Annotated in this window: 19 protein-coding genes and 2 pseudogenes; 17 read left to right on the forward strand and 4 right to left on the reverse strand. The window is 65.2% G+C overall.

The features are described from left to right. Positions 1–177: 177 nt before the first annotated feature. Positions 178–1,863: a PucR family transcriptional regulator gene (locus DL519_RS04685; RefSeq protein ID WP_190813042.1), complete on the reverse strand. Its 1,686-nt coding sequence runs from the start codon at positions 1,861–1,863 to the stop codon at positions 178–180. Between the two features lie 205 nt (positions 1,864–2,068). On the opposite strand from DL519_RS04685, the gene DL519_RS04690 reads away from it, so the two are divergent. The 12 genes and pseudogenes from DL519_RS04690 (at position 2,069) to DL519_RS48380 (ending at position 11,515) form a co-directional block, all read left to right on the forward strand. Beyond that, a complete protein-coding gene (locus DL519_RS04690; protein ID WP_190813043.1) occupies positions 2,069–2,896 on the forward strand; it encodes a citryl-CoA lyase in 828 nt (275 codons plus the stop codon). Next, a complete protein-coding gene (locus tag DL519_RS04695) occupies positions 2,878–3,657 on the forward strand; it encodes an SDR family NAD(P)-dependent oxidoreductase (RefSeq protein WP_190813044.1) in 780 nt (259 codons plus the stop codon). Before DL519_RS04690 ends, DL519_RS04695 begins: the two co-directional genes overlap by 19 nt. A gap of 30 nt (positions 3,658–3,687) precedes the next feature. Then, positions 3,688–4,890, forward strand: a complete 1,203-nt coding sequence (locus DL519_RS04700; protein ID WP_190813045.1) for an NAD(P)/FAD-dependent oxidoreductase — start codon at positions 3,688–3,690, stop codon at positions 4,888–4,890. Positions 4,891–4,909: 19 nt separating this feature from the next. Next, on the forward strand, positions 4,910–6,055 hold the full coding sequence (locus tag DL519_RS04705; RefSeq protein ID WP_190813046.1) for an acyl-CoA dehydrogenase family protein: 1,146 nt from the start codon (positions 4,910–4,912) through the stop codon (positions 6,053–6,055). Positions 6,056–6,068: 13 nt separating this feature from the next. Further along, on the forward strand, positions 6,069–6,908 hold the full coding sequence (locus DL519_RS04710) for a polysaccharide deacetylase family protein (RefSeq protein WP_190813047.1): 840 nt from the start codon (positions 6,069–6,071) through the stop codon (positions 6,906–6,908). A 216-nt stretch (positions 6,909–7,124) separates the two neighbouring features. Next, positions 7,125–7,451, forward strand: coding sequence for an APC family permease (locus DL519_RS04715; RefSeq protein ID WP_190813048.1), 327 nt, complete (start codon positions 7,125–7,127; stop codon positions 7,449–7,451). Positions 7,452–7,468: 17 nt separating this feature from the next. Beyond that, complete coding sequence (locus DL519_RS45620; RefSeq protein WP_223838440.1) at positions 7,469–7,915, forward strand: APC family permease; 447 nt, start codon at positions 7,469–7,471, stop codon at positions 7,913–7,915. Further along, the gene (locus DL519_RS04720) at positions 7,885–8,580 is read left to right on the forward strand and encodes an amino acid permease (protein ID WP_263399574.1); all 696 of its coding nucleotides are present in this window, start codon (positions 7,885–7,887) and stop codon (positions 8,578–8,580) included. The genes DL519_RS45620 and DL519_RS04720 overlap by 31 nt, the downstream gene beginning before the upstream one ends. After that, entirely contained in the window at positions 8,577–10,073 is a 1,497-nt protein-coding gene (locus DL519_RS04725; protein WP_190813049.1) for a GMC family oxidoreductase, read from the forward strand. The genes DL519_RS04720 and DL519_RS04725 overlap by 4 nt, the downstream gene beginning before the upstream one ends. Beyond that, the gene (locus tag DL519_RS48370; protein WP_263399575.1) at positions 10,073–10,894 is read left to right on the forward strand and encodes an aldehyde dehydrogenase family protein; all 822 of its coding nucleotides are present in this window, start codon (positions 10,073–10,075) and stop codon (positions 10,892–10,894) included. The genes DL519_RS04725 and DL519_RS48370 overlap by 1 nt, the downstream gene beginning before the upstream one ends. Then, positions 10,816–11,088: pseudogene (locus DL519_RS48375) on the forward strand (aldehyde dehydrogenase family protein); the annotation flags it as partial. The gene DL519_RS48370 and the pseudogene DL519_RS48375, both read left to right, overlap by 79 nt. 43 nt (positions 11,089–11,131) lie before the next feature. Next, positions 11,132–11,515: an aldehyde dehydrogenase family protein gene (locus DL519_RS48380; protein ID WP_263399576.1), complete on the forward strand. Its 384-nt coding sequence runs from the start codon at positions 11,132–11,134 to the stop codon at positions 11,513–11,515. A 118-nt stretch (positions 11,516–11,633) separates the two neighbouring features. Here the strand turns inward: DL519_RS48380 and DL519_RS04735 are convergent, their stop codons facing one another. After that, positions 11,634–12,845: an NAD(P)/FAD-dependent oxidoreductase gene (locus tag DL519_RS04735; RefSeq protein WP_190813050.1), complete on the reverse strand. Its 1,212-nt coding sequence runs from the start codon at positions 12,843–12,845 to the stop codon at positions 11,634–11,636. Between the two features lie 26 nt (positions 12,846–12,871). Next, the gene (locus DL519_RS04740; protein ID WP_190813051.1) at positions 12,872–13,636 is read right to left on the reverse strand and encodes an aspartate/glutamate racemase family protein; all 765 of its coding nucleotides are present in this window, start codon (positions 13,634–13,636) and stop codon (positions 12,872–12,874) included. Between the two features lie 301 nt (positions 13,637–13,937). Here DL519_RS04740 and DL519_RS04745 point away from each other — a divergent pair, with 301 nt between their 5' ends. The 3 genes from DL519_RS04745 to DL519_RS04755 are packed head-to-tail and all read left to right on the forward strand — an operon-like array spanning position 13,938 to position 16,878. Further along, entirely contained in the window at positions 13,938–14,420 is a 483-nt protein-coding gene (locus DL519_RS04745) for a MaoC/PaaZ C-terminal domain-containing protein (RefSeq protein ID WP_190813052.1), read from the forward strand. Next, positions 14,417–15,946, forward strand: coding sequence for a class I adenylate-forming enzyme family protein (locus DL519_RS04750; protein ID WP_190813053.1), 1,530 nt, complete (start codon positions 14,417–14,419; stop codon positions 15,944–15,946). The genes DL519_RS04745 and DL519_RS04750 overlap by 4 nt, the downstream gene beginning before the upstream one ends. Next, complete coding sequence (locus DL519_RS04755; protein WP_190813054.1) at positions 15,943–16,878, forward strand: nitrilase-related carbon-nitrogen hydrolase; 936 nt, start codon at positions 15,943–15,945, stop codon at positions 16,876–16,878. Before DL519_RS04750 ends, DL519_RS04755 begins: the two co-directional genes overlap by 4 nt. Before the next feature lie 108 nt (positions 16,879–16,986). Here the strand turns inward: DL519_RS04755 and DL519_RS49670 are convergent, their stop codons facing one another. Continuing rightward, positions 16,987–17,394 (reverse strand): transposase, encoded by a 408-nt coding sequence (locus DL519_RS49670; protein WP_190824595.1) that lies wholly within the window; start codon positions 17,392–17,394, stop codon positions 16,987–16,989. 323 nt (positions 17,395–17,717) lie between these two features. On the opposite strand from DL519_RS49670, the pseudogene DL519_RS04770 reads away from it, so the two are divergent. Together DL519_RS04770 and DL519_RS04775 are read left to right on the forward strand one after the other, a co-directional pair. Next, a pseudogene (locus DL519_RS04770) lies at positions 17,718–18,778 on the forward strand (IS256 family transposase); the annotation flags it as partial. Positions 18,779–18,822: 44 nt separating this feature from the next. Continuing rightward, a complete protein-coding gene (locus DL519_RS04775) occupies positions 18,823–19,863 on the forward strand; it encodes an IS630 family transposase (protein ID WP_190812640.1) in 1,041 nt (346 codons plus the stop codon). The last annotated feature ends 38 nt before the right edge of the window (positions 19,864–19,901 follow it).

Genomic DNA, 19,901 nt, shown 5'->3' on the forward strand with positions numbered 1-19,901 from the left:
TGTAATGGAATTTCTGTGCCATTGAACGTACGACTCCAATTCGGGCTGGTCTATCGGTGTCGCTACTGCGCTCGTCGAGCTTTCTTGGGAAAGCTCCAACGAGAAGCTGCCCGTGTGTCGTGAGTTCCACCTGGGGAGCGTCGCGGGTGGAGCGGGCGTGATTGCTGGAGTGCGGCTCTATCGTTCCGGCCCGAAAGCTACGCCCAGGCCGCGGGTCAAGCCTCCTCTGTTCTGTTCGCCGCGGAAGTCCGTGTCGGTGTCCGAGGCGAACGACGGTCCTGGTCTGGGTTCGCGATCGGAGCGGTCCGGTCGGCGCGGTGCCTGTGTCCAGGAAGCCATCGCCATCGCGGTAAGGGCGAGGAAGAGGGAGGACACCGCGGCGGGGTCTTTGAGGTTCAGGCCGAGCAGATCCTCGGCCCGGGACAGTCGGTAGCGCAGCGAGTTGTGGTGGATTTTGAGGGCTCGCGCCGCGGAGACGATGTTGAACTCGTGCTCGAAGTAGGCTCGGAGCCCGTCGAGCAGGATTTGCTGTTCGGCCAGCGGCTGAAGCATCTCCGCTGCCCACTTCGACATCCGTTCGACGCCAACATCGGAGAAGAGCCTGGTCGCGAAGTCGAAGTCCTCGTAGCTCATCGATGTTCCGGTGCGGCCGGGGGCACGTAGCGTCCGCACGGCCAGGTGGGCATCGTGGTAGGAGTCGACCGCCTCGCCTATGGACGACGTGCGCCGGCCGATACCGAGCAGGAACCCGCGTAGGGAACTGTTGATCTTGTTGAAGATCCGCTGGATGGTCGGCCCGGATGCCTGGACCAGGCCGACGATCGCCCCATCGCGCAGTGCGAGCAGGTGCGGCGTGCCCAGTGCGGTCAGTTCTAGGTCCAACCGGTTGTACATCGCTTCCACCGTGGCAACGCCGTGGCTTCGCTGCTGGCCACGCAGCAAGGAGACGATGATCACGCGGGACTCGTCGGTAAAGGAGATGCCCAGCGCTGCGGCCCGCCCCTCCAGTTCGGTGTCCCGCCGTTCCAGTTGCAACGACAGGATCTGCTCCAGGAGTGCCCCGCGGACTGCTCGGTCTTGGCGGCGTGCCAGGAGGTCAACGCGGATGTGGGTCTCCGCCAGCGAGGCAGCGACGTGTGCGGCTGCTGTGGCGTAGGGTTCCGGGAACGCGTCGCGACGGCTGGCCACGATCAGCCATCCTGCGCGGCTGTCTTCGCCCGCTATGCGTACGCACATCCCGTGCCAGCCGTTGACGGTGAGGATGTGTGACTCTCCGAAGTCGTCTCGCAGTTCGCTCATCAGCCGCGTCAGCGGCAGGGGACCGCTGGCCGCTTCCAGCTCGCCGTTGGCTTTCACCACTGCGGTGACGGCGTTGCAGGTCTTCGCCAGCCGGTGGGTCAATGCCTTCAGCGGTTCCGGTTCGGCAAGCGTCTGCGTCAGCGACCGTTGTAGGGCGGTCAGCCGTCGCGTCATGGCCTGGTCCGGAGGCCGGGTGGCGCGGGCGAACTCCGCGATGACCGATGCCGGATCGCTGCCCGCACCCGCTCGCACGACGAGGTGTTCGCCAGCTGCTTCGACGAGTTGGTTGTCGCTGATTGCATCAGGAGGCCACAGACAGACCACGAGTGACCCGGGAAGAGCGAAGATCCGTGCAATCTCCTCGAGATAGGGGCTCTCGCCCGCCCCGCCCACGTGGACTAGGAGGGTGCTATCCGGGACTGTGCCGACATGACCACCTGCCATGAGCTGGGCCCGGGTGATCACGCGGCCGAAATTGGACTCGGCGGGCTGCAGCAAACGGCCTGCAGCAGCGTCGCTGCCGAAGAGATCGCCCAGCGTGACGCCGGATTCCACATCGGCCATCGGTTGGTCCTATACGTCCACGACACGAGTAGTTGGAGCACGCCCGGCGACGCGTCAGCTCACGCTACGAGACCGGCGACCAAGGCCGCTATCGTGATAAGTCCAACGGTAACCACCGGGATGGTAGATTTTCCACTAAACCTCGGCGCTGTTGCTCGGTAGCGTCAAGCGCGTAACGACGTGTGAGCCCGAGGTTGTGGTCGACATGCCAACTGCGCCGGACACTTACTGGCGCTCCGAGGTCAGCAAGGTCAAGGACGGAAAAGTGTTCGTCCGAGGGTATGACCTGGAGAACTTGATCGGGAAGCTGCCGTTCACTGCGGCGGTCTTCCTCCTCGTCCGCGGCCGGTTGCCCAGTCCCAGGGAAAGCCGCGTATTGGATGCGGTGCTGACCGCGGTCCTGGACTACTCGCTGCAGAAGCCGGGTACGGTCGCGGCACGCTACGTGGTGTCGGCGAACCCGAACATGCCGGCCGGCCTCGCGACCGCTTCTCTGGCGGTCGGTGAGTACACCCTCGCCACCGAGGAGGCGGCGAGGTTCATCAGCACGACCCACGAACAGTTCACCGCCTCGGGGGTGTCCCAGGAGAAGTTCGCCGAGCAAGTCGTTGCGGAATGCGCCGCCAACCGGACCCGCATTCCGGGCTTCGGTCATCCACTGTTCAAGAACGTCGATCCCCGGGCCGCGATCCTAAAGCAGATTGCAATGAAGGCAGGACTGTGGAACGAGGCTTGCCGTCTCTACGAGGCGATCCACAGCGAGTTCATCCGCAGTCCTCGCAAGGCGGACTTTCCGATCAACGACGTCGGAATGATGGCGGCCGTGATGACAGGCCTCGGCTTCACACCCGAGGAGTCGACCGGTCTTGCCATCATCTCGACCTTGCCGGGCGTGGTCGCCCACGTCTCCGAAGAACTCAGGTCGGGCAAGCCGATCAGGGTTGTGCCTGAGACGGACGCTACCTACGACGTGGCCGAGGATGGCAAGTTCCTCGCCGACTGGAAGGACGCAGGGTGGAACCACGCGGAGTGATCATCACCGGTGCTGCTGCGGGCATCGGGCGGGCGATCGCCCGGCGCTTCGTCGAGGCCGGGGACAGCGTCTACCTCGCCGACATTTCCGAGACGCGGCTCTCGGCCGCGGTCGAGGAGCTGGCGGGATGCGGCGGACCGGTGCAGGGGCGGCAACTGGATGTCACTGACTTCGCCGCCGATGAATCCCTGGTGGCTGAGGTGGCTGGCGCGGTCGGCCATCTCGATGTCTTCGTCAACAACGCCGGAGTGTTCGACGGCTACGCTGGCGTCTCGGAGACCAGCCCGCAGCTGTGGCGGAAGATCATCGACGTGAACCTCACCGGGTACTTCCACGGCGCAAAGGCGGCTTCGGCTCCGATGATCGAGCACGGGACGGGCCGGATCATCAACATCGGGTCGGTCGCCGGGCAGCGTGGCGCGGCGGACGGCCTCGCCTACGCCGCGGCCAAGGCCGGGATCGAAGGTATGACACGTCGCCTGGCCATCGATGTCGGTCCGCACGGCGTGACCGCCAACGTGGTGGCGCCGGGGGTGATCGCGACCGACATCCGGGCCAACTCCAGCGAGGTGCTGGGTGACCTCGTGGACACCAACCGCGGGGTGGGGGTCTCACCGGACCTGATGGACTTCCTCATCCCTGCGCACCGGTCCGGGCAGCCGGCCGAGATCGCGGCCGCGGTCGAGTTCCTGGCGAGTCGGGAGGCGTCCTACGTGAACGGTCAGGTGATCCATGTGGACGGCGGGTGGACCGCGACCTGACTCGGTCCGGTCCGCGGAAAGGCAGGCGGTGTGAGGGAGATCGGTACGCTGGACACAGCGGACATCGTCGTGGTCGGCGGTGGTGTCGTCGGTTTGACGACCGCACTGGAGTTGCGCAAGCGCGGCTTCGACGTGGTCGTGGTGGAGCAGCGGTTCCTCGCCTTCGGTGCCTCCGGACGCAACTCCGGTGCGGTGTGGCTGCAAACCCGGCGGGCGGGGATCGAGCTTGAGCTCGCGCGTCGGGGGTTGCACAAGTACGCCGAATATGAGGACAGCCTGGGACCGACGTTCGAGTTCCGGCAGCGCGGCGGCCTGTTCTTCTACGAGACCGAGGCGCAGCGGGCCGTGTTCGAGGGCTATGTCGCCGACCGTATCGTGGCAGGACTGGACGTCTCGATCGTCTCCCGAGACGAGGCGATGGGTCTCTCGCCGGTGGTCCCTGATACTGCTTTGGGCGCGGTGTACTGCGCTGACGATGCTCAGGTCGATGCCTCGGCGTTCGTGCGAGCAGTGGGCGGGGCGTGCCTGCGGATGGGCGTGAGGCTGTTCGAGAACACGGCGGTCCTGGGCACCATCCGCAAGGTCGACACGGTCTCCGGTGTCAGTACGGTGCGCGGCGAGATCCACGCCGGGGCAGTCGTCTGGGCCACCGGGGCTTGGTCGGTGAACCTCCGTGCCGAAGGTATCGACCTGCCGATCGACACCTATCGCGTCGGGCAGCTCGTGACGCAGCCGGTCACCTACACGCCGGGCAGCATCCTGCACGGACCGCGAGGTGTCGGGCGTTGCGGAGCGCTGGCCGACCTCCCCGAATTCGACCCAGAGGTGTTCAGCCCGCCCGCTGGCGCGGGCGGAGCCGAACTCGCCTACGACGACACCGTTGCCCAGAACACCGAGGGTGCGGTGCTGATCGGTAACAGCATCGACGGACGAGGCACGCTGAACCCGCACATCAGCATGCGCGCAACCCACGCGATGATCGACGCCGCGCTTGGGCGCTCCGAGCGCTACGGAGGCCTTGGTGTCACCGGGCTGTGGGCCGGCCTTGTCGCCGAGACTGCCGACCAGCTGCCAATCATCGATGCCATCGACGGGCTCTACGTCAACACCGCGCATTCGTTCGGCGTGGCCAGTGGACCCGTTGGGGGCGAGGTCCTCGCCCGCCTGCTGATCGGTGAGTCTGATCCACTGGCGGACAAGCTCGGCGTAGCCCGCCCCTCGCTTGCCCCCTAGACACCACAGGAAGAGAATTGTGACCGACATTCATGATTTGCACGCCGAGGGGCAGGCGCTGGTCCGGCAGGTGATCGCGTTCGTGGACGACGAGGTCGTCCCGGCGGCCCGCCGCAGCGACGCGGCGGGGGAGTACCCGGAAGCTCTCGTCGCACGGATGAAGCAGATCGGGCTGTTCCGCTCGTCGGAGATGTCCTTGCCGGTCTACGCCATGATCCACGAGGAGATCGGGCGGGGCTGGATCAGCCTCGCCCCGATTCTCAACGCGCACGGGTCCATGGTGTGGGCGATCACGAGCCACGGCACGGCAGAGCAGCGAGAAAAGCTGCTCCCCGAATTGCTCACCGGAGATCGAACCGCTGCGCTCGCTCTGAGCGAACCGGCCGGGGGTACGGATCTGGGCGCGGTGCGATCGACCGCGATCGACGTCGGCGGCAAGCTGAAGATCGACGCCCACAAGACGTTCATCACGCACAGTCGGCACGCGGACCTGCTGTTGATGCTGGTGCGCACAGACTCCAACAGCGAGTCCGGTCACCGCGGCCTGAGCCTGGTGATCCTCGAATCCGGCGAGTGGGAAGTCGTTCGCGATCTCGGCAAACTTGGCTCGCGTGCGGTTGAGACCTGCGAGCTTCGCGTGACGGACCAGCACGTCCCTGTCGACCGCATCGTCGGCGGCGTGCCGGGGCGGGGATTTGCCCAGGTCATGGATTGCCTGGAGGTCGGCCGAATCGCGGTCGCGGCGGCAGCTATCGGGGTCGGGCGGGCCGCACTGCACGCTGCGGCGCAGCGCTCTACCGTGCGGGAGGCGTTCGGGAAACCGATCGCCGATTTCCAGAACGTCACGACTGCACTGGGAAAAGCCGCCATCCGGCTCAAGGCCGCCCGTGCGTTGCTGATGCAGGCGGTGGCCGAAAAGCAGCGTGGTGGGCGCCACGATGCGGTCACTTCGGCAGCCAAGGTCTTCGCAGCGGAGACCGCGGTCGACACCGCCCTGGCAGCGATGGAGATCCACGGAGGCTCCGGGTACCTCACCGAGAATGATCCCGAGCGTTTCCTCCGTGACGCCACCCTCTATCTCGCCGGCGAAGGTGCGAACTCGGTGCTCACCGACCTGGTTGGCCGCCGTCTCGTGACCGGTGGGCTGCCACCGGAGTGGATTTGATCAAGGAAGTCGCATGGTTCTCAAGCTGCCGCAGGGCAAGCACCTAGCCGTGTCGATCGGTAGTGACTTCGACGCCCAGAGCGTCTGGATGGGGACGTTCGGTTCCGCTTCCCAGAGCCATCTTTCGCGCGGCGAGTTCGGCGCCGTCGTCGGAGTCCCCAGGTTGCTCGAGGTTTTCGAACGGTTCGACATCAAGACCACGTGGTGCACACCCACGCACACGCTGCAGACCTTTCCGGAACAGTCACGCGCCATTGTGGAAGCCGGGCACGAAATCGCCGCTCACGGCGTCTACCACGAACCGATCACGCGTCTGGATGCCGATGAGGAACGCCGGCTATTGGCGCTGCAGATCCGGCAGCACGAGCGGATTCTCGGCGAACGCCCGCGCGGATACCGTTCTCCCGCCTGGGATGTCAGCGATGTGACCTTCGACCTGCTCGAAGAGTTCGGCTTTGGCTGGGACTCCTCGTTGATGGGACGGGACTTCGACGTCTACCGGCCACGGTTGGTCGAGCGAATCGACCGCGAGTGCGGCAACACCTTCGGGCCCGAGCGGGACATCCTGGAGATCCCGGTGTCGTGGTACCTCGACGACTTCCCGGCATTGGAGAACCTGCCGCGTAGTGTCGGCATGCAGCCGACTGAGGCGGTGCTTGCGCGGTGGCTCGACTCGTTCCGATTCGCCTACGAGCGGTGTCCCGGCGGCGTTTTCGCCCTGACGGTCCATCCGCAGACGATCGCTCGTGCCCATCACCTGTTGATGTTCGAGGCCTTCCTGGGCGAAGTGGCCTCACATGACGGCGTGTGGTTCGCGACCCTGTCCGATATCGCAGCTTGCTGGCAGGACTGAGCGGTAGAACGCGGCTGTTCCCGCTACGTACTCGACGCGGGTTGGCTGCCGACGCCTGAATTGCTTCACTGCCAGAGCAATGTGTCGCCTGGTTCAGGGCCTGTTGTGAAATTTCCAGTACCTGGTCGTCATGTTCGGCACTGTGACAATTCCACCGCCGCGACGTGGGCCCGCAGACTAATTGCATCTGAATCTCGCGTTGCCGAGAGGAATCACATGAGGCAGACCGTCTATGACAAGACTACTGAGACAGCTGTGAACAGCGGTACGGGATTGCACGGCAAGCTCGGAACGCGTGATCTCGTACTGGCCGCGCTCGCCTTCGCGGGACCGCTCGCCGGAACTTCCGGATATATCACGATCATCATCGCCTACGGAAATGGTCTCGGTGCGCCGAGCGCCTTCCTCGTCACCACCGTGGCGTTGTTGTTCTTCGCCGCGGGATACGGTGCCATGACCCGGTTCGTGCCGAACCCGGGCGCGTTTTACGCCTACATCACCGCGGGCCTCGGACGCCGGCGGGCCTGGGAGCATCGTTTCTGATCCTGCTGTCGTACATCATGATCGGTGTCGGGTTCTACGGATTCGCCGGGATTTCCATCGCGGAGTTCATTGTCAGGATGGGCGGGCCGGAGTTGCCGTGGTGGTTGTACGCCCTCGTGTGCTGGGCAGTGGTGGGTGTCTTCGGGTATCTGCGAGTTGACATCTCCGCGAAAGTCCTGGGGATCCTGCTTTTCGCCGAGGTCGTCGTGGTGCTGGTTTTCGATGGGGTTGTCGTGGGTGGCGGCGGTCCCGAAGGTGTCAGCGGGACTCCGTTCACGTTGGATGCCCTCACTTCGGGACAGTTGGGGATCGCGCTGGTGTTCACGATCGCGTTGTTCACCGGATTCGAAGCCATCGCCATCTATCGCGAGGAGACCGTCAATCCGGAGAAGACGACCCCCGCGCCACGTTCATCACTGTTGGTTGCATCGGGGTGTTTTACGCGATCGCGGCGTGGGCGGTGATCACCGGCCTGGGAGCGACGAACGCCATCGCAGAATCTGCTGAGAATCCCGCGGGCGCGTTCTTCTCGATCGCCGAGAAGTACGTGGGCACCACATTCGTTGACGTGACCTCAGTGCTGCTGCTCACGAGCATCTTCGCTGCGCACCTGGCCATTCAGAACGTTGCCACACGCTACGTCTACTCACTGGCCAAGGACGGGATCATGCCACGTTGGCTGGGCGTCGCACACGAACGCCACCGTTCGCCCCATCGTTCCTCCATTGCGACGAGCGTGGTCATGTTCTCCGGCACTGCGGCTTTGATCCTGCTCGGGCTCAGCGCGGAACAGATCTACGCCTGGTTCGCGGGTTCGGCGGCGTTCACGATCATGCTCGCGATGGCCGTGACGAGCCTGGCCATCCTGGTCTATTTCCGGCGGCATCGTGAGCATGCCGTCTCATTCTTCCGTAGCACGGTCGCGCCGGCAGTCGCCCTCCTCGCGCTCGGCACCGGCGTAGTGCTCGGAATGCTTCATTTCCCGACGCTCATCAGCGGTTCCCGGCTGCTAGCGGACTCGATCCTCGCGGTCTCTTACGGGGTCTTCGTCGCCGGAATCGTGACGGCGGTCGTGCTGAAGAAGCGTCGGCCCGATGTTTACGCGCGAATCGGAAGGCAGGAAGTGTGAGTCAGGAACAGTTCGACTACGTCATCGTGGGCGGGGGCAGCGCCGGAGCGGTGCTGGCGCGCCGTCTCGCCGACGATCCGGGCGTCGAGGTGTGCCTCGTCGAGGCCGGACCGGCCTACGAGCACGATCCGAAGGTGCTGCTGCTGAAGGAGTCGCTTGCGCTTGTGGGCGACGAAACCTACAACTACGACTACCCGATCGCACCCCAGGCTCGCGGGAATTCCAAGTTGCGCATCAGCCGGGCCAAGATGCTGGGTGGTTGTAGTTCCCACAACGATGCATGGGCCCTGCGCGCTCCTGCGGAGGACATGGATCGTTGGAGCGAACTCGGCGCGCGCGGATGGGACGCCGCCGGTACCGACTCGCACTTCGAGCGGGTTTTCACCGAGATGCGGGTGCACCCGGTGTCGCGGAACTCCGAGCTGTCCCAGGCCTGGATTGAGGCAGCAGCTCAGATCGGCCTCGCTCAGGTCGACAGCACCAAGGGCGACTACCGTGAGGGCATCTCGTGGGTTTCGCTCAACGAAGATGACGGCGTACGAGTCTCCAGCGCGGTCGCCTACCTGTACCCGCTGAACGAGCTGCCCGCGAACCTGACTCTCAAGCTGGAAACCAAGGCTCGCAGGATCACGTTCGACAAGGGGCGAGCGGTCTCAGTCGAAACCGACCGCGGGGTCATCCGGGCTCGACAGGAGATCATCCTCAGTGCCGGTGCGATCGATACCCCGAAGCTGCTGATGCTGTCGGGCATCGGCCCCGCCGCGCACCTGCGGGAGCACGGCATCGCTGTTGAAGTGGACCTGCCCGGGGTCGACTCGAACCTGCAGGACCACATCGAGACGCCCGTGACGTGGGAAAGCACGCGCGACGCCGGAGAAAGCATCAACGGCCCCGACCTCGGGGTTTACGCCGCTGTCAACAACCACGAGTCGTTCGACCTGCAAGCCACAATCGGGCACTTTTCGTACTGGCTGTGGGCGCCACCGTTCGACGAGCTTCCGCGACCGGAGTCGGCCTTCACCTTTGCGCCCAACGTGGCGCGTCCGGCCAGCCGGGGGACCGTGCGACTCGCCTCGGCCGATTCCGCCGACAAGCCGATCGTCGACCCGGCCTACTTCACCGACCCCGACAACCAGGACGAGCAGGTCCTGGTTGAGGGGATTCGCCTCGCACGGAGGTGCGTAGAGACCACTGCGTTGAAGGACTGGGTGGTGCGAGAAGTCTCCCCGGGGCCGGAACTGCAGTCCGATGAGGAGCTCGGCCAGTACGCCCGCAAGTATTCCAACACGGTCTATCACCCGAGCTGCACGGCGAAGATGGGTGCGTCAGACGACGCATCGGCGGTCGTCGATTCCGCTCTGCGCGTCCGGGGTGTGCAGGGGCTTCGCGTCGCGGATGCCTCTGTCTTCCCGGAACTTGTCCGGGTGAACCCGAATATGACCGTGGTCATGGTCGGTTCGAAGGCGGCGGAACTGATCCAGGGAGGTGCCTGATGAACAGCCCGGCATTTGAACACGACGCGATCAGTGCGCCAGGTACCCGCCGCACTGATGATGACCGGTCGGTGTTGGAGCTGGTCAATCCTGCAGACGAGACGGTCATCGCTGAGACGGCCCTGGCCTCGGCTGACGACGTGGACCGAGCCGTGCGAGCGGCGGAAGCCGCGTTGCCGACGTGGCGCGCGGCCATGCCGCACGAGCGGGCGAGTGTGTTGCTGGCTCTCGCCGATGAACTCGAACGTCACTCGGAGGAACTCGTTGGCCTGGAGTCGCTCACTGTCGGCAAGCCGATCTCGGCAGCTCGCGAAGAGGTGCCCGTGGTCATCGACGTGCTGCGGTTCTACGCCGGCGCGGCGCGGGTGTCGCACACGGCCGCAGCCGGTGAGTACAGCCCAGGCAGCACCTCTTACGTTCGCCGGGAGCCGGTGGGCGTGGTCGGGCTGATCGCGCCGTGGAACTACCCGCTGCTCGAAGCGGTCTGGAAGATCGCCCCCGCGTTGGCCGCGGGCAACACGATGGTGCTCAAGCCCTCAGAGCTCACCCCGCTGACCACAATCCGGCTCGAGCAACTCGCGCAACGAGTCCTGCCTGCCGGTGTGCTCAACGTCGTCGTAGGTGACGGGCGAACCGGCGAGGCATTGGTGAGCCACCCGGCCGTCGCGATGGTCTCGCTGACCGGGGTGACGTCAGCACCGGGATTAAGGTCGCGGCCACTGCGGCACAGGGGCTCAAGCGGGTGCATCTTGAGCTGGGTGGAAAGGCGCCCGTCCTTGTCTGCGACGACGTTGACGCCGCAGCGGTGGCACAGGATCTAGCCGCGGTCGGGTTCGTCAATGCGGGCCAGGACTGCACTGCCCCGTGCCGGCTCATCGTGGCTGATGCCGTTTACGACCAGTTCGTCGACAGTTACGTGCAAGCCGCCTCGGGGCTGGTAGTGGGCGCGCCCGCGGACGAGCGGACCGAACTCGGTCCACTTGTCTCCGAGCGGCAGCTGAACCGGGTGGCGGAATTCGTTGATCGTGCGCGGAAAGCCGGAGCGACGGTCCGTTGTGGTGGCGAACGGCTGGGCAAGCCGGGGTACTTCTACGCGCCGGGCGGTGATCACCGACGTGGCGCAGGACGCGGAGATCGTGCAGAAGGAGGTTTTCGGGCCGGTCGTCACCATCCAGCGCGCGTCCGATGACACCGAGATGCTCCGGCTTGCCAATGATGTCCGCTACGGCCTGTCCGCTAGCGTCTGGACCCGTGACTTGGAGCGAGCGCACCGGTTCACCGCCGACCTCGGCTTCGGCACTGTCTGGGTCAACCAGCACCTGACCACTGTGCCCGAGATGCCCTTCTGCGGATTCGGGATGTCCGGCTATGGCAAGGAACTGTCCACGCATTCGCTGGACGACTACACGCGGCTTAAGCATGTCATGATCAAGCCTCGCTGAGTCGAGCTTCGGCGGCTCCCGCGTGCCAAGCGGTGCGCGGGAGCCATACTATTTCCATTAGTTAGCAACCATTTCGGGCCCCTCGCCCGAAGGCGAGGGGCCCGAACCGAGCGCGGGCTCACCAGCGCACGATCTGCCCCGGGATGATCGGATCCAGCTCACGACCGTAGCGGACTTCCGTCATGTCAATCTCCGGGGTTCGGCCCAGAAGCATCTGGCTGATCAGTTTGCCGGTCATCGGTCCCGACGAGTTACCGAAGACATGTCCGGCGGCGACGAAGAGACCGGGCAGCACGGTGTCGACAATGGGCACCATGTCGCTGGTAAAGGGCAGGACACCGGCCCAGAAGCGGTCCAGCGCCGTGCCGGCCAGAGAGGGGAAGTCCTGCTCGATGTACTGCAGGACCTTGCGCAAACCTGACACCGAGGCGGACATGTCGACATCGGCGGGGTAGTCCATCGGACACCCGAACAGCACTTCGCCGCTCGCCCGTTGCGCCGCAAGTGTCAACATCCAGGCTCCGGAGCGCCGTTCCTCCTCGGTGCTGAACGCGTCCTCGTCCCAGGCTGGCAGATCCCGGAATAGCGTGTACTGCTTGGCGGTCTGCGGGCCGTAGACGACCGGCTGGATGGACTGGGGGAGTGGTTCGGTCGCGACGACCTGGAGCCGCTCGCGACCGACGCGTGCCTCGACATTGCTCGCGGCGAGCAGTTTCTCGGTCCAGGCGCCGGTGGCGATCACGGTCGTGTCGGCGAGGAAGTTGCCCTGCGTGGTCTCTACTCCGATGATCGCATCGTGCGAGTAGATCAGCCGGTTGACTGTGACGCCCTCCGCCACCTTCACACCGTGGGCGATAGCGCCCTCAACCAGGGCGTTGACCACGGTCGGGGTGTTGATCTGGGCGTCGTTCGCGCAGAAGCTGGCGCCCAGTACGTCCGGGCGGATCGGCCCGACGAGGTCGCGCACCTCCTTGTTCCCGATCAGCGTCATATCCAGCCCGTCGCGGCGCCGGGCCTCGACGAACTGCTCGAAGACAGGCGCCTGGCGCTCCTCGGTGAAGTAAACAAGGCCTCCCTCCGCCCGGAACTCGAAGGGCACCGGCAGCTCCGCGGCAAGTTCGTCGTACAGCTTTCGCCCGGCGAACGAAACGTCGAGGGCCCAGCCGGGGTTGCGGCAGTGCAGCCAGACGAAGCCGGGGTTGCGGCCAGACGCCCCGTACCCGCGGTGCTGTTGCTCCAGCAAAGTGACTGACAGTCCTTCGCGTGCGGCAAAGTAGGCGGTGGAAGCCCCGACAAGCCCGCCACCGACGACAACGATCGAATCTGTCATGGTCAACCTTCCCTTGAAACGGGGCGTCAGACGCTGAGGATGGACTGAAGCTGCTTGGCCTGGGCCTGGCTGTGGGCCGCCAGCGGCTGGTAGTAAGCGGCCCGGCTGATCCGGTACTGCCCCTGGGCTGCCAGGTCGGCGAGGATTTCGGCTTGCTTGACCGCGATCACGTTGGGATTGACCACCGAAAGACTGGCAAGCCGGGCGTCGGTACGGGCCGCCTTTTCGTAGCAGGCGGAGACGATGGTGCAGCCGATGATCACGGTTTCCGCACGGTGCGCCTCCATCGTGGCGATACTGTGCGCATAGGCATCCTCTGCGACTTTCGCCGTGTCGAGGATCATGTCGTCGATGAACCAGCCGATCGACGTCACTGTCCGGCAGTTGGCGCCTTGGCCGTAGACGCGCAACCGGTCCTCGATCTCACCGACGGCTTTGTGGTGGTCGGTGACGATCGCGAACCGGTGCCCGAAGGGACGGGCCAGCGCGACCGACGCTTCCAGCGGCCCGACGACCGGGATGTTGACGATCTCGCGTGTCTGGGTCAGCGCCGGGTCATAGCAGCAGCCGATCACGAAGGCATCAAACCCGTCGTGCTCGGCCTGCACGGCTGCCTTCATGATCTCCACCTCGACGAGGTGTTTGGCGGCGAAGTAGTCGATGTTCTCGGGAACCACCTCGAGGTGCCGGACGGTCAGCTGCGCGTCCGGCCGCAGCGATGATTCCAGCACTTCCCGGATGAGATCGTCGTAGGCCGCCGTGCCAAAGGGATTCAGGAAGCAGATCTTCATGGTCTCCTGCCACGGTTACGTGCGGAGTGCCCGCACGGGCACTCGTCCAGCACACTAGGCAGAGGTGCCCCAGGTCTCTATTGGAACTCTCCCATTTGGATCTTCGCGCAATTGGAGCCACTGACAAGAGTTTCCCGCGCCTGGTTGCCGCCACCAAGGAAGCTTCGCGCTGGTTTGGAATTTTCCCGACGTTCGCGAGCTGTCTTCGCGTATCAGCCAGTGGCTCGTGGCCGAGACGTACGGGCACAGTTGGGACGACGCTCCCACGGGAGGGGCGCACCGAGGAGGTGGGAAAAGCACGATGACCGTCGAACAAGCATCGGCTACGACCGCGAGCGGTCTCTATTTCGACGACTTCCAGGTGGGAATGTCGTGGACGACGCCCTCACGGACGATCACCGAAGCCGATCTGGCAACTTTCGCCGGGCTGTCGGGTGACTACAACCCGCTGCACACCGACGAAGAGTTCGCTCGCGGTACCCAGTTCGGCGGCCGGATCTTCCACGGACCGGGCGTATTTGCTGTCGCCACCGGACTGGAGTCGCGGCTAGGCATCAAGGACGGAACGGCGATTGCGTTTCTGGGCATGACGTGGAACCTCAAGGCCGCCGTACGCCCCGGGGACACGATCACGGTCCGCCAGGCAGTGGCCACGACCACGCCGTCGTCGTCGAAGCCCGATCGCGGCGTGGTTACCTTCGATGTCCAGGTCGTCAACCAGCACGACGAGGTGTGCCAGGACGGACAATGGGTCGTGATGTTCAAGAGGCAGCACGCAGCATGACCAGTGAATCGCCGTCCCCGTTTCTGAACGCTCTGCGCGCATGGGCTGACAAACGACCCGACGCGCTCGCAGTGCTCGACGGTGGCGAGACTACGACGTACCGGAATTGCGTAGCACGAATCGATCGACGCGCCGAAGAACTCCGCCGGGCTGGCCTGCGCGCACACGATCGGGTCGCCGTCGTCGCCGACAACTCCACGGACTACTTGGTCTCGGCGTTCGCGGTATGGGCTGCTGGGGGAACACTGGTGACGGTGTACCCATCGTCCGGTCAGGCCGACCTTACCTACTGTCTGGACAGCAGCGAGCCAGCACTGGTGCTGGCCGAGGAACGGGTGCTCGCCATCGTGGCAGCTGCAGCGGGTCCGGACGTCCCGGTGGCCGACGTGCGCGCTGCCCTCCCCGCCGAGGTGACCTGCCGCCGTGCCAGCACCCAAGACGCGACGCCCGAGGAACTCGCCCTGGTCTGCTACACCTCGGGCAGCACCAGCAGACCGAAGGCGGTGATGCACAGCCACGCCGGACTCTTCGCAGCCGCTTCGGCCTATGCCCAGGTCTGGCACATCGACCAGCACGACCGGACGATCGTCTGCTTGCCGATGGCATGGGCGTTCGGACTGGTGACCACGTCGATGGCGACACTCGCGGTCGGCGGCACAGTGCTCCCACTGGCGCGCACGAAACCCGCCCTCATCATCGAGGCCATCACCAGTGACCGGGCGACGTTCCTGGCCGGCGTGACGACCACGTTCCGGAAGATGGTCGATCACCTGCGGGGCCTGGCCGACCAGCCCGACCTCTCCTCGCTCCGGCTGTGCATCTCCGGCGGTGAACCGCGCAACGAGAAGGTCTTCGCCGAGTGGACGACTCTGAGCTCGTGTCCGGTGCACGACGTCTTCGCGGCCTCCGAATGCTTCCCCGTGGTGACCTACGACCCGATCGACGACCCCCATCCGGTTGCCGGCTCCGCAGGCAAGGTGGTGGCAGGCGCCCGCATGCGGCTCATCGACCCGGCGACCGGGCAGGACGTGCCGCCTGGCGCGAGCGGCGAGGCGCTCTGGCAAGGCCCTGCGCACTTCCTCGGGTACTGGCGTGACCCGGAAGCGACGGCGAACGCCACGACAGCTGACGGCTGGTACCGCACCCGTGACCTCGTGCGGGTGGATGAGCACGGGTACGTGTTCGTCGAGGGCCGGTTGTCGGACATGATCATCCGAGGAGGCAGCAACGTGTCGCCGGCCGAGGTCGAGCAAGTCGTCTGTGCGCATCCCGACGTGCACGATGCGGCTGTGGTCGGCGTGAGTGACCCGGACTACGGCCAAGCCGTCGTCGCGGTACTGGTCGCTGAGACCGATGCGCGGGTCGACGCCGAGGAACTGGCCGGATGGTGCCGTTCGCAGCTTGCCAGCTACAAGGTCCCGACGCGGTTCGTGACCGTCGAGGCGCTGCCGGTCAACCACAGCACGGGCAAAGTCGACCGCCGGAAAATCGCCACATCGATCGAGAACCTTGCAGGAGCATCATGACGACGCTCACCGTGGCCGCCGTCCAGTTCGAACTCCGGGCAGAGCCCACATTGGAGGGTTTCGCGGCGCATCTGTCTGAGCTCCTCGACAAGGCCGTCAGCGCCGGAGCCGAGCTGGTCGTGTTCCCCGAACTGGTCACCACCGGCCTGCTCGCCTCGGTGCCCGGGGAGCCCGTCCACACCCGGACGGTGGGTAAGCATTACCGCACAGTGTTTCCGGCCGTCACCGACGACCTGGTCGAATTGCTCCGGGAGCTTGCTCGCAGTCGTGAGGTGACGATCTTGGGTGGCAGCCACTACCGGTTCGCCGCGGATGGCAGCCTGCGCAACACCGCCATTCTCGCGCACCCAGACAGCCGGATCGAGATGCAGGACAAGTTGCACTTGACCCCACCCGAGCACGAGCTCGGCGCTGTGGGCGGTGACGACGTCCTGATCAGCCGGATCGGACCCTTCACCGCGGCGATCCAGATCTGCGCGGACATCGAGTTCCCCGAAGTCCCCCGGTATCTAACCGAACAAGGCGTGGATCTCATCCTGACCCCATCACTGACCTGGAACCGGCGTGGCGCCAACCGGGTCCGGTACGGAGCACACGCACGAGCGATGGAGAACCAGCTCTACGTCGTCACCACGCCACTGGTCGGGACGAGCGGACTGCCAAAGGACGCGCCACTCCACGGCACGGGGGCCGCACTCGTGGCCGGGCCGATCGACCGGGCCACCGGCGCCAATGACGGAGCTCTGGCCCGGGGAAGCGGAAGCATCGAAGAGATCGTCACCGTAACTCTCGACCGAGCCGCGCTGAGTACGTCCCGCGCGAAGCCTGAGGTGCCTGGCCTCTCACTACGCCGCCCGGAACTCTACGAACGGCTGCGTGGCGTCCCCCCGACTGCGCGTTGGTCGAACGCAACCAAATCCACAAGCGGCTGACCTCGAACCGACCGGAGAAGCCAGCTGCATATGGTTTAACGGCCGCCACCCATTTGAGCCCGGCCACTGGGGCGCACCCAGGGCGTGTGCAAGGTTAACCTGTCCGGTTTAGGTGGTTTCGGGTAGTAGGTTCAGGAGTCGTTCGGGTTTGCGGTTGCCGGCGCGGAGGGCGGGTTGGATGCCGGTGGCTCCGTTTTGGCGGTGCGGGGTGATTGCGGTGTTGCGTAAGACGGCGAGGTTCTGGGGTGCGTTGCCGGTGCGGGCCCGGTGGTGGTCCTCGTTGAAGGCGACGTCACGAACGAGGTGGAGTCTTCCCTCGATGCCGCAGTGCCCGCGGATGAGTCTGGCCAGGTCATCAGGTCCGGCGGTGGCCGGTGGCAGGTTGGTCAGGTAATGCACCGTTTCGATGCTGGCGGGTTTGCCGTTCGGCCGGCGCCGGCGCCGGACCCGGACGGCCTGCCGGGCGTTCAGCGACTCTGATCGCAGATCGTCGTCCAGGATCTCGGGTCTCGTCAAGGTATCGACCACGACCCCCTACCGCGCCCAGCTCTGAAATTCGACGCGAACCCGAACAGCAGTTTCTGCCCGGCTCGGACCAGCGGGCGTTTGTGGATATCGATTCACTGCTGCGCCCGGTGTATGGGCATGTCAAGCAGAGCGCGTCCTACGAGTTCACCAAGATCGCGGGCAAACAGGTTTTGCGTAAAGGGCTTTCCCGCTGAGAACGAGGAATGCTTGAAACCTGTGGATCGGCTGGGAAGGGGCGTACCTTCCCAGTGATCGGATGAAGGTTCCAAGCATGGCCGACGTTGCCGCGTCGGTCGGGAAGGTACGACCCGATGCTCAGCGTAGCCCCTGACCCTGACTCCCGTGATGATGACCGCTCTGCCACGGATTCAGCGTCGTTGATCGACGAGATCGTGCGAGAGGGTGCCCGCCGGATGCTGGCCGAGGCGTTACAGGCCGAGGTAGACGCCTACCTCGCGCAGTTCGCCGATGCCCGCGACGAGCGTGGCCACCGGCTGGTGGTCCGCAACGGCTCTCACCAGCCCCGCGAAGTCCTCACCAGCGCTGGCGCCGTGGAGGTCACCGCGCCACGGGTCAACGACAAGCGAACCGACCCGGCCACCGGCGAGCGGATGCGGTTTTCCTCCGCGATCCTGCCACCGTGGGCGCGCAAGACCCCGAAGATCACGAGGTACTGCCGCTGCTGTACCTGCACGGCCTGTCCAGCGGGGACTTCGTGCCCGCACTCGGGCAGTTCCTGGGCAGCAGCAAGGGATTATCCGCCGCAGTGATCACGAAACTGACCGAGTAGTGGAAGACCGAACACCGCGTGTTCACCGAACGCAATCTGTCCGAAGTGGACTACGTGTATTTGTGGGCGGACGGCATCCATATCAACATCCGCTTGGAAGAACACAAACTCTGCCTGCTGGTCGTGATCGGCGTGCGTGCTGACGGCCGCAAAGAACTCGTCGCGCTGGCCGACGGCTACCGCGAATCCACCGAGTCCTGGGCCGATCTGCTGCGCGACTGCAAACGCCGCGGCATGCGCGCGCCGGTGCTGGCCGTCGGCGACGGAGCGCTGGGGTTCTGGGACGCGCTGCGCGAGGTCTTCCCCAGCACCCGGGAGCAGCGCTGCTGGTTCCACAAGATCGGCAATGTGCTTGCCGCGTTGCCGAAATCGGCGCATCCCGGGGCGAAGAAGGCCCTGGCCGAGATCTGGAACGCCGAGGACCGCCGGCACGCCCTGGATGCGGTGAAGGCGTTCGAAGGCGCTTATGGTGCGAAATTCCCCAAAGCCGTCGCCAAGATCACCGACGATCTCGGCGAACTGCTGGCCTTCTACGACTATCCCGCCCAGCACTGGGTGCATTTGCGCACGATAAATCCCGTTGTTATTGATCGGGAACTTATAGGTGTGATCTTCGTTGTTCTGGCATGATCGCTGGTGTGCGGGACGCGCGGAGGTTGTCGCCTGAGGCGCAGGAGGATTTGCGGCGCAGGGTGGTCGCTGCTGTTCATGGTGGGATGAGTCAGGTCGAGGCGGCCCGGGTGTTCGCGGTGGCCCCGCAGTCGGTGTCCAGATGGGTGCAGGCGTGGCGGAAACGTGGCTCGAAGGGTCTCACCGGGCGTCGCCGGGGTCGCAAGCCCGGCGAGCAGAAAGCGTTGAGTGCCCGCCGGCAGCGCAAGCTGCGGTATGCGGTGGCCGAGCACACCCCGGCCACGTTCGGGCTGACCGGCCTGGTGTGGACCCGCAAGACAGTGGCCGAGCTGATCCGGGTGCGCCACGGCATCGTGTTGAACCTGCGCACCGTCGGCAACTACCTGCGTTCCTGGGGATTGTCGCCGCAGAAACCGATCCGCAAGGCCTACGAACAGGACCCCGAGTCCGTACGCCGATGGCTGGAGGAGGACTACCTGGCCATCGCCGCCCGCGCCCGCCGCGAGGGCGCACTGATCCTGTGGCTGGACCAGACCGGGATCCGCTCCGACGCCACCGTAGCCCGCACCTGGGCACCGGCGGGCCAGACACCGGTGGTGGGCAAAACGGGCAAACGATTCAGCGTGAACGCGATGTGCGCGATCGGGAACAAAGGCGAGCTGTACTTCACCGTCTACACCGGCTCGTTCAACGGCAAGGTGTTCCTGTCGTTCCTGGACCGGCTGACCCGCCATCTGGACCGCAAGGTCCACCTGATCGTTGACGGACACCCCGTCCACCGCCGCAAGACTATCCAGCAATGGATCACCAAGCACGCTGAGGCGATCGCGATGCACTTCCTGCCGGGATACAGCCCCGAACTCAACCCCGACGAGCTACTCAATGCCGACCTCAAACGCACCGTTTCCACCAGCACAGCCCCCAAAACCCGCGCCGAGTTAAAACAAGCGGTCCGCTCCTTCCTCCACCGGCTCCAGAAGCTGCCCGACCGAGTTCGCTCCTACTTCGGCAAACCCGAAGTTCGCTACGCCGCCTAACATCACACATTTGCCACCCGGATCAATATCTGGCTCTT

This window comes from Saccharopolyspora pogona, assembly GCF_014697215.1.
Classification (GTDB): Bacteria; Actinomycetota; Actinomycetes; order Mycobacteriales; family Pseudonocardiaceae; genus Saccharopolyspora; species Saccharopolyspora hattusasensis.

Excerpts from the sequence above, each read along its gene's own strand:
- DL519_RS04685 (WP_190813042.1), bottom strand. The coding sequence starts at position 1,863 with ATGGCCGATGTGGAATCCGGCGTCACGCTGGGCGATCTCTTCGGCAGC.
- DL519_RS04690 (WP_190813043.1), top strand. The coding sequence starts at position 2,069 with ATGCCAACTGCGCCGGACACTTACTGGCGCTCCGAGGTCAGCAAGGTC.
- DL519_RS04710 (WP_190813047.1), top strand. The coding sequence starts at position 6,069 with ATGGTTCTCAAGCTGCCGCAGGGCAAGCACCTAGCCGTGTCGATCGGT.
- DL519_RS04715 (WP_190813048.1), top strand. The coding sequence starts at position 7,125 with ATGAGGCAGACCGTCTATGACAAGACTACTGAGACAGCTGTGAACAGC.
- DL519_RS45620 (WP_223838440.1), top strand. The coding sequence starts at position 7,469 with ATGATCGGTGTCGGGTTCTACGGATTCGCCGGGATTTCCATCGCGGAG.
- DL519_RS48370 (WP_263399575.1), top strand. The coding sequence starts at position 10,073 with ATGAACAGCCCGGCATTTGAACACGACGCGATCAGTGCGCCAGGTACC.
- DL519_RS04735 (WP_190813050.1), bottom strand. The coding sequence starts at position 12,845 with ATGACAGATTCGATCGTTGTCGTCGGTGGCGGGCTTGTCGGGGCTTCC.
- DL519_RS04740 (WP_190813051.1), bottom strand. The coding sequence starts at position 13,636 with ATGAAGATCTGCTTCCTGAATCCCTTTGGCACGGCGGCCTACGACGAT.
- DL519_RS04745 (WP_190813052.1), top strand. The coding sequence starts at position 13,938 with ATGACCGTCGAACAAGCATCGGCTACGACCGCGAGCGGTCTCTATTTC.
- DL519_RS04750 (WP_190813053.1), top strand. The coding sequence starts at position 14,417 with ATGACCAGTGAATCGCCGTCCCCGTTTCTGAACGCTCTGCGCGCATGG.
- DL519_RS04755 (WP_190813054.1), top strand. The coding sequence starts at position 15,943 with ATGACGACGCTCACCGTGGCCGCCGTCCAGTTCGAACTCCGGGCAGAG.
- DL519_RS04775 (WP_190812640.1), top strand. The coding sequence starts at position 18,823 with ATGATCGCTGGTGTGCGGGACGCGCGGAGGTTGTCGCCTGAGGCGCAG.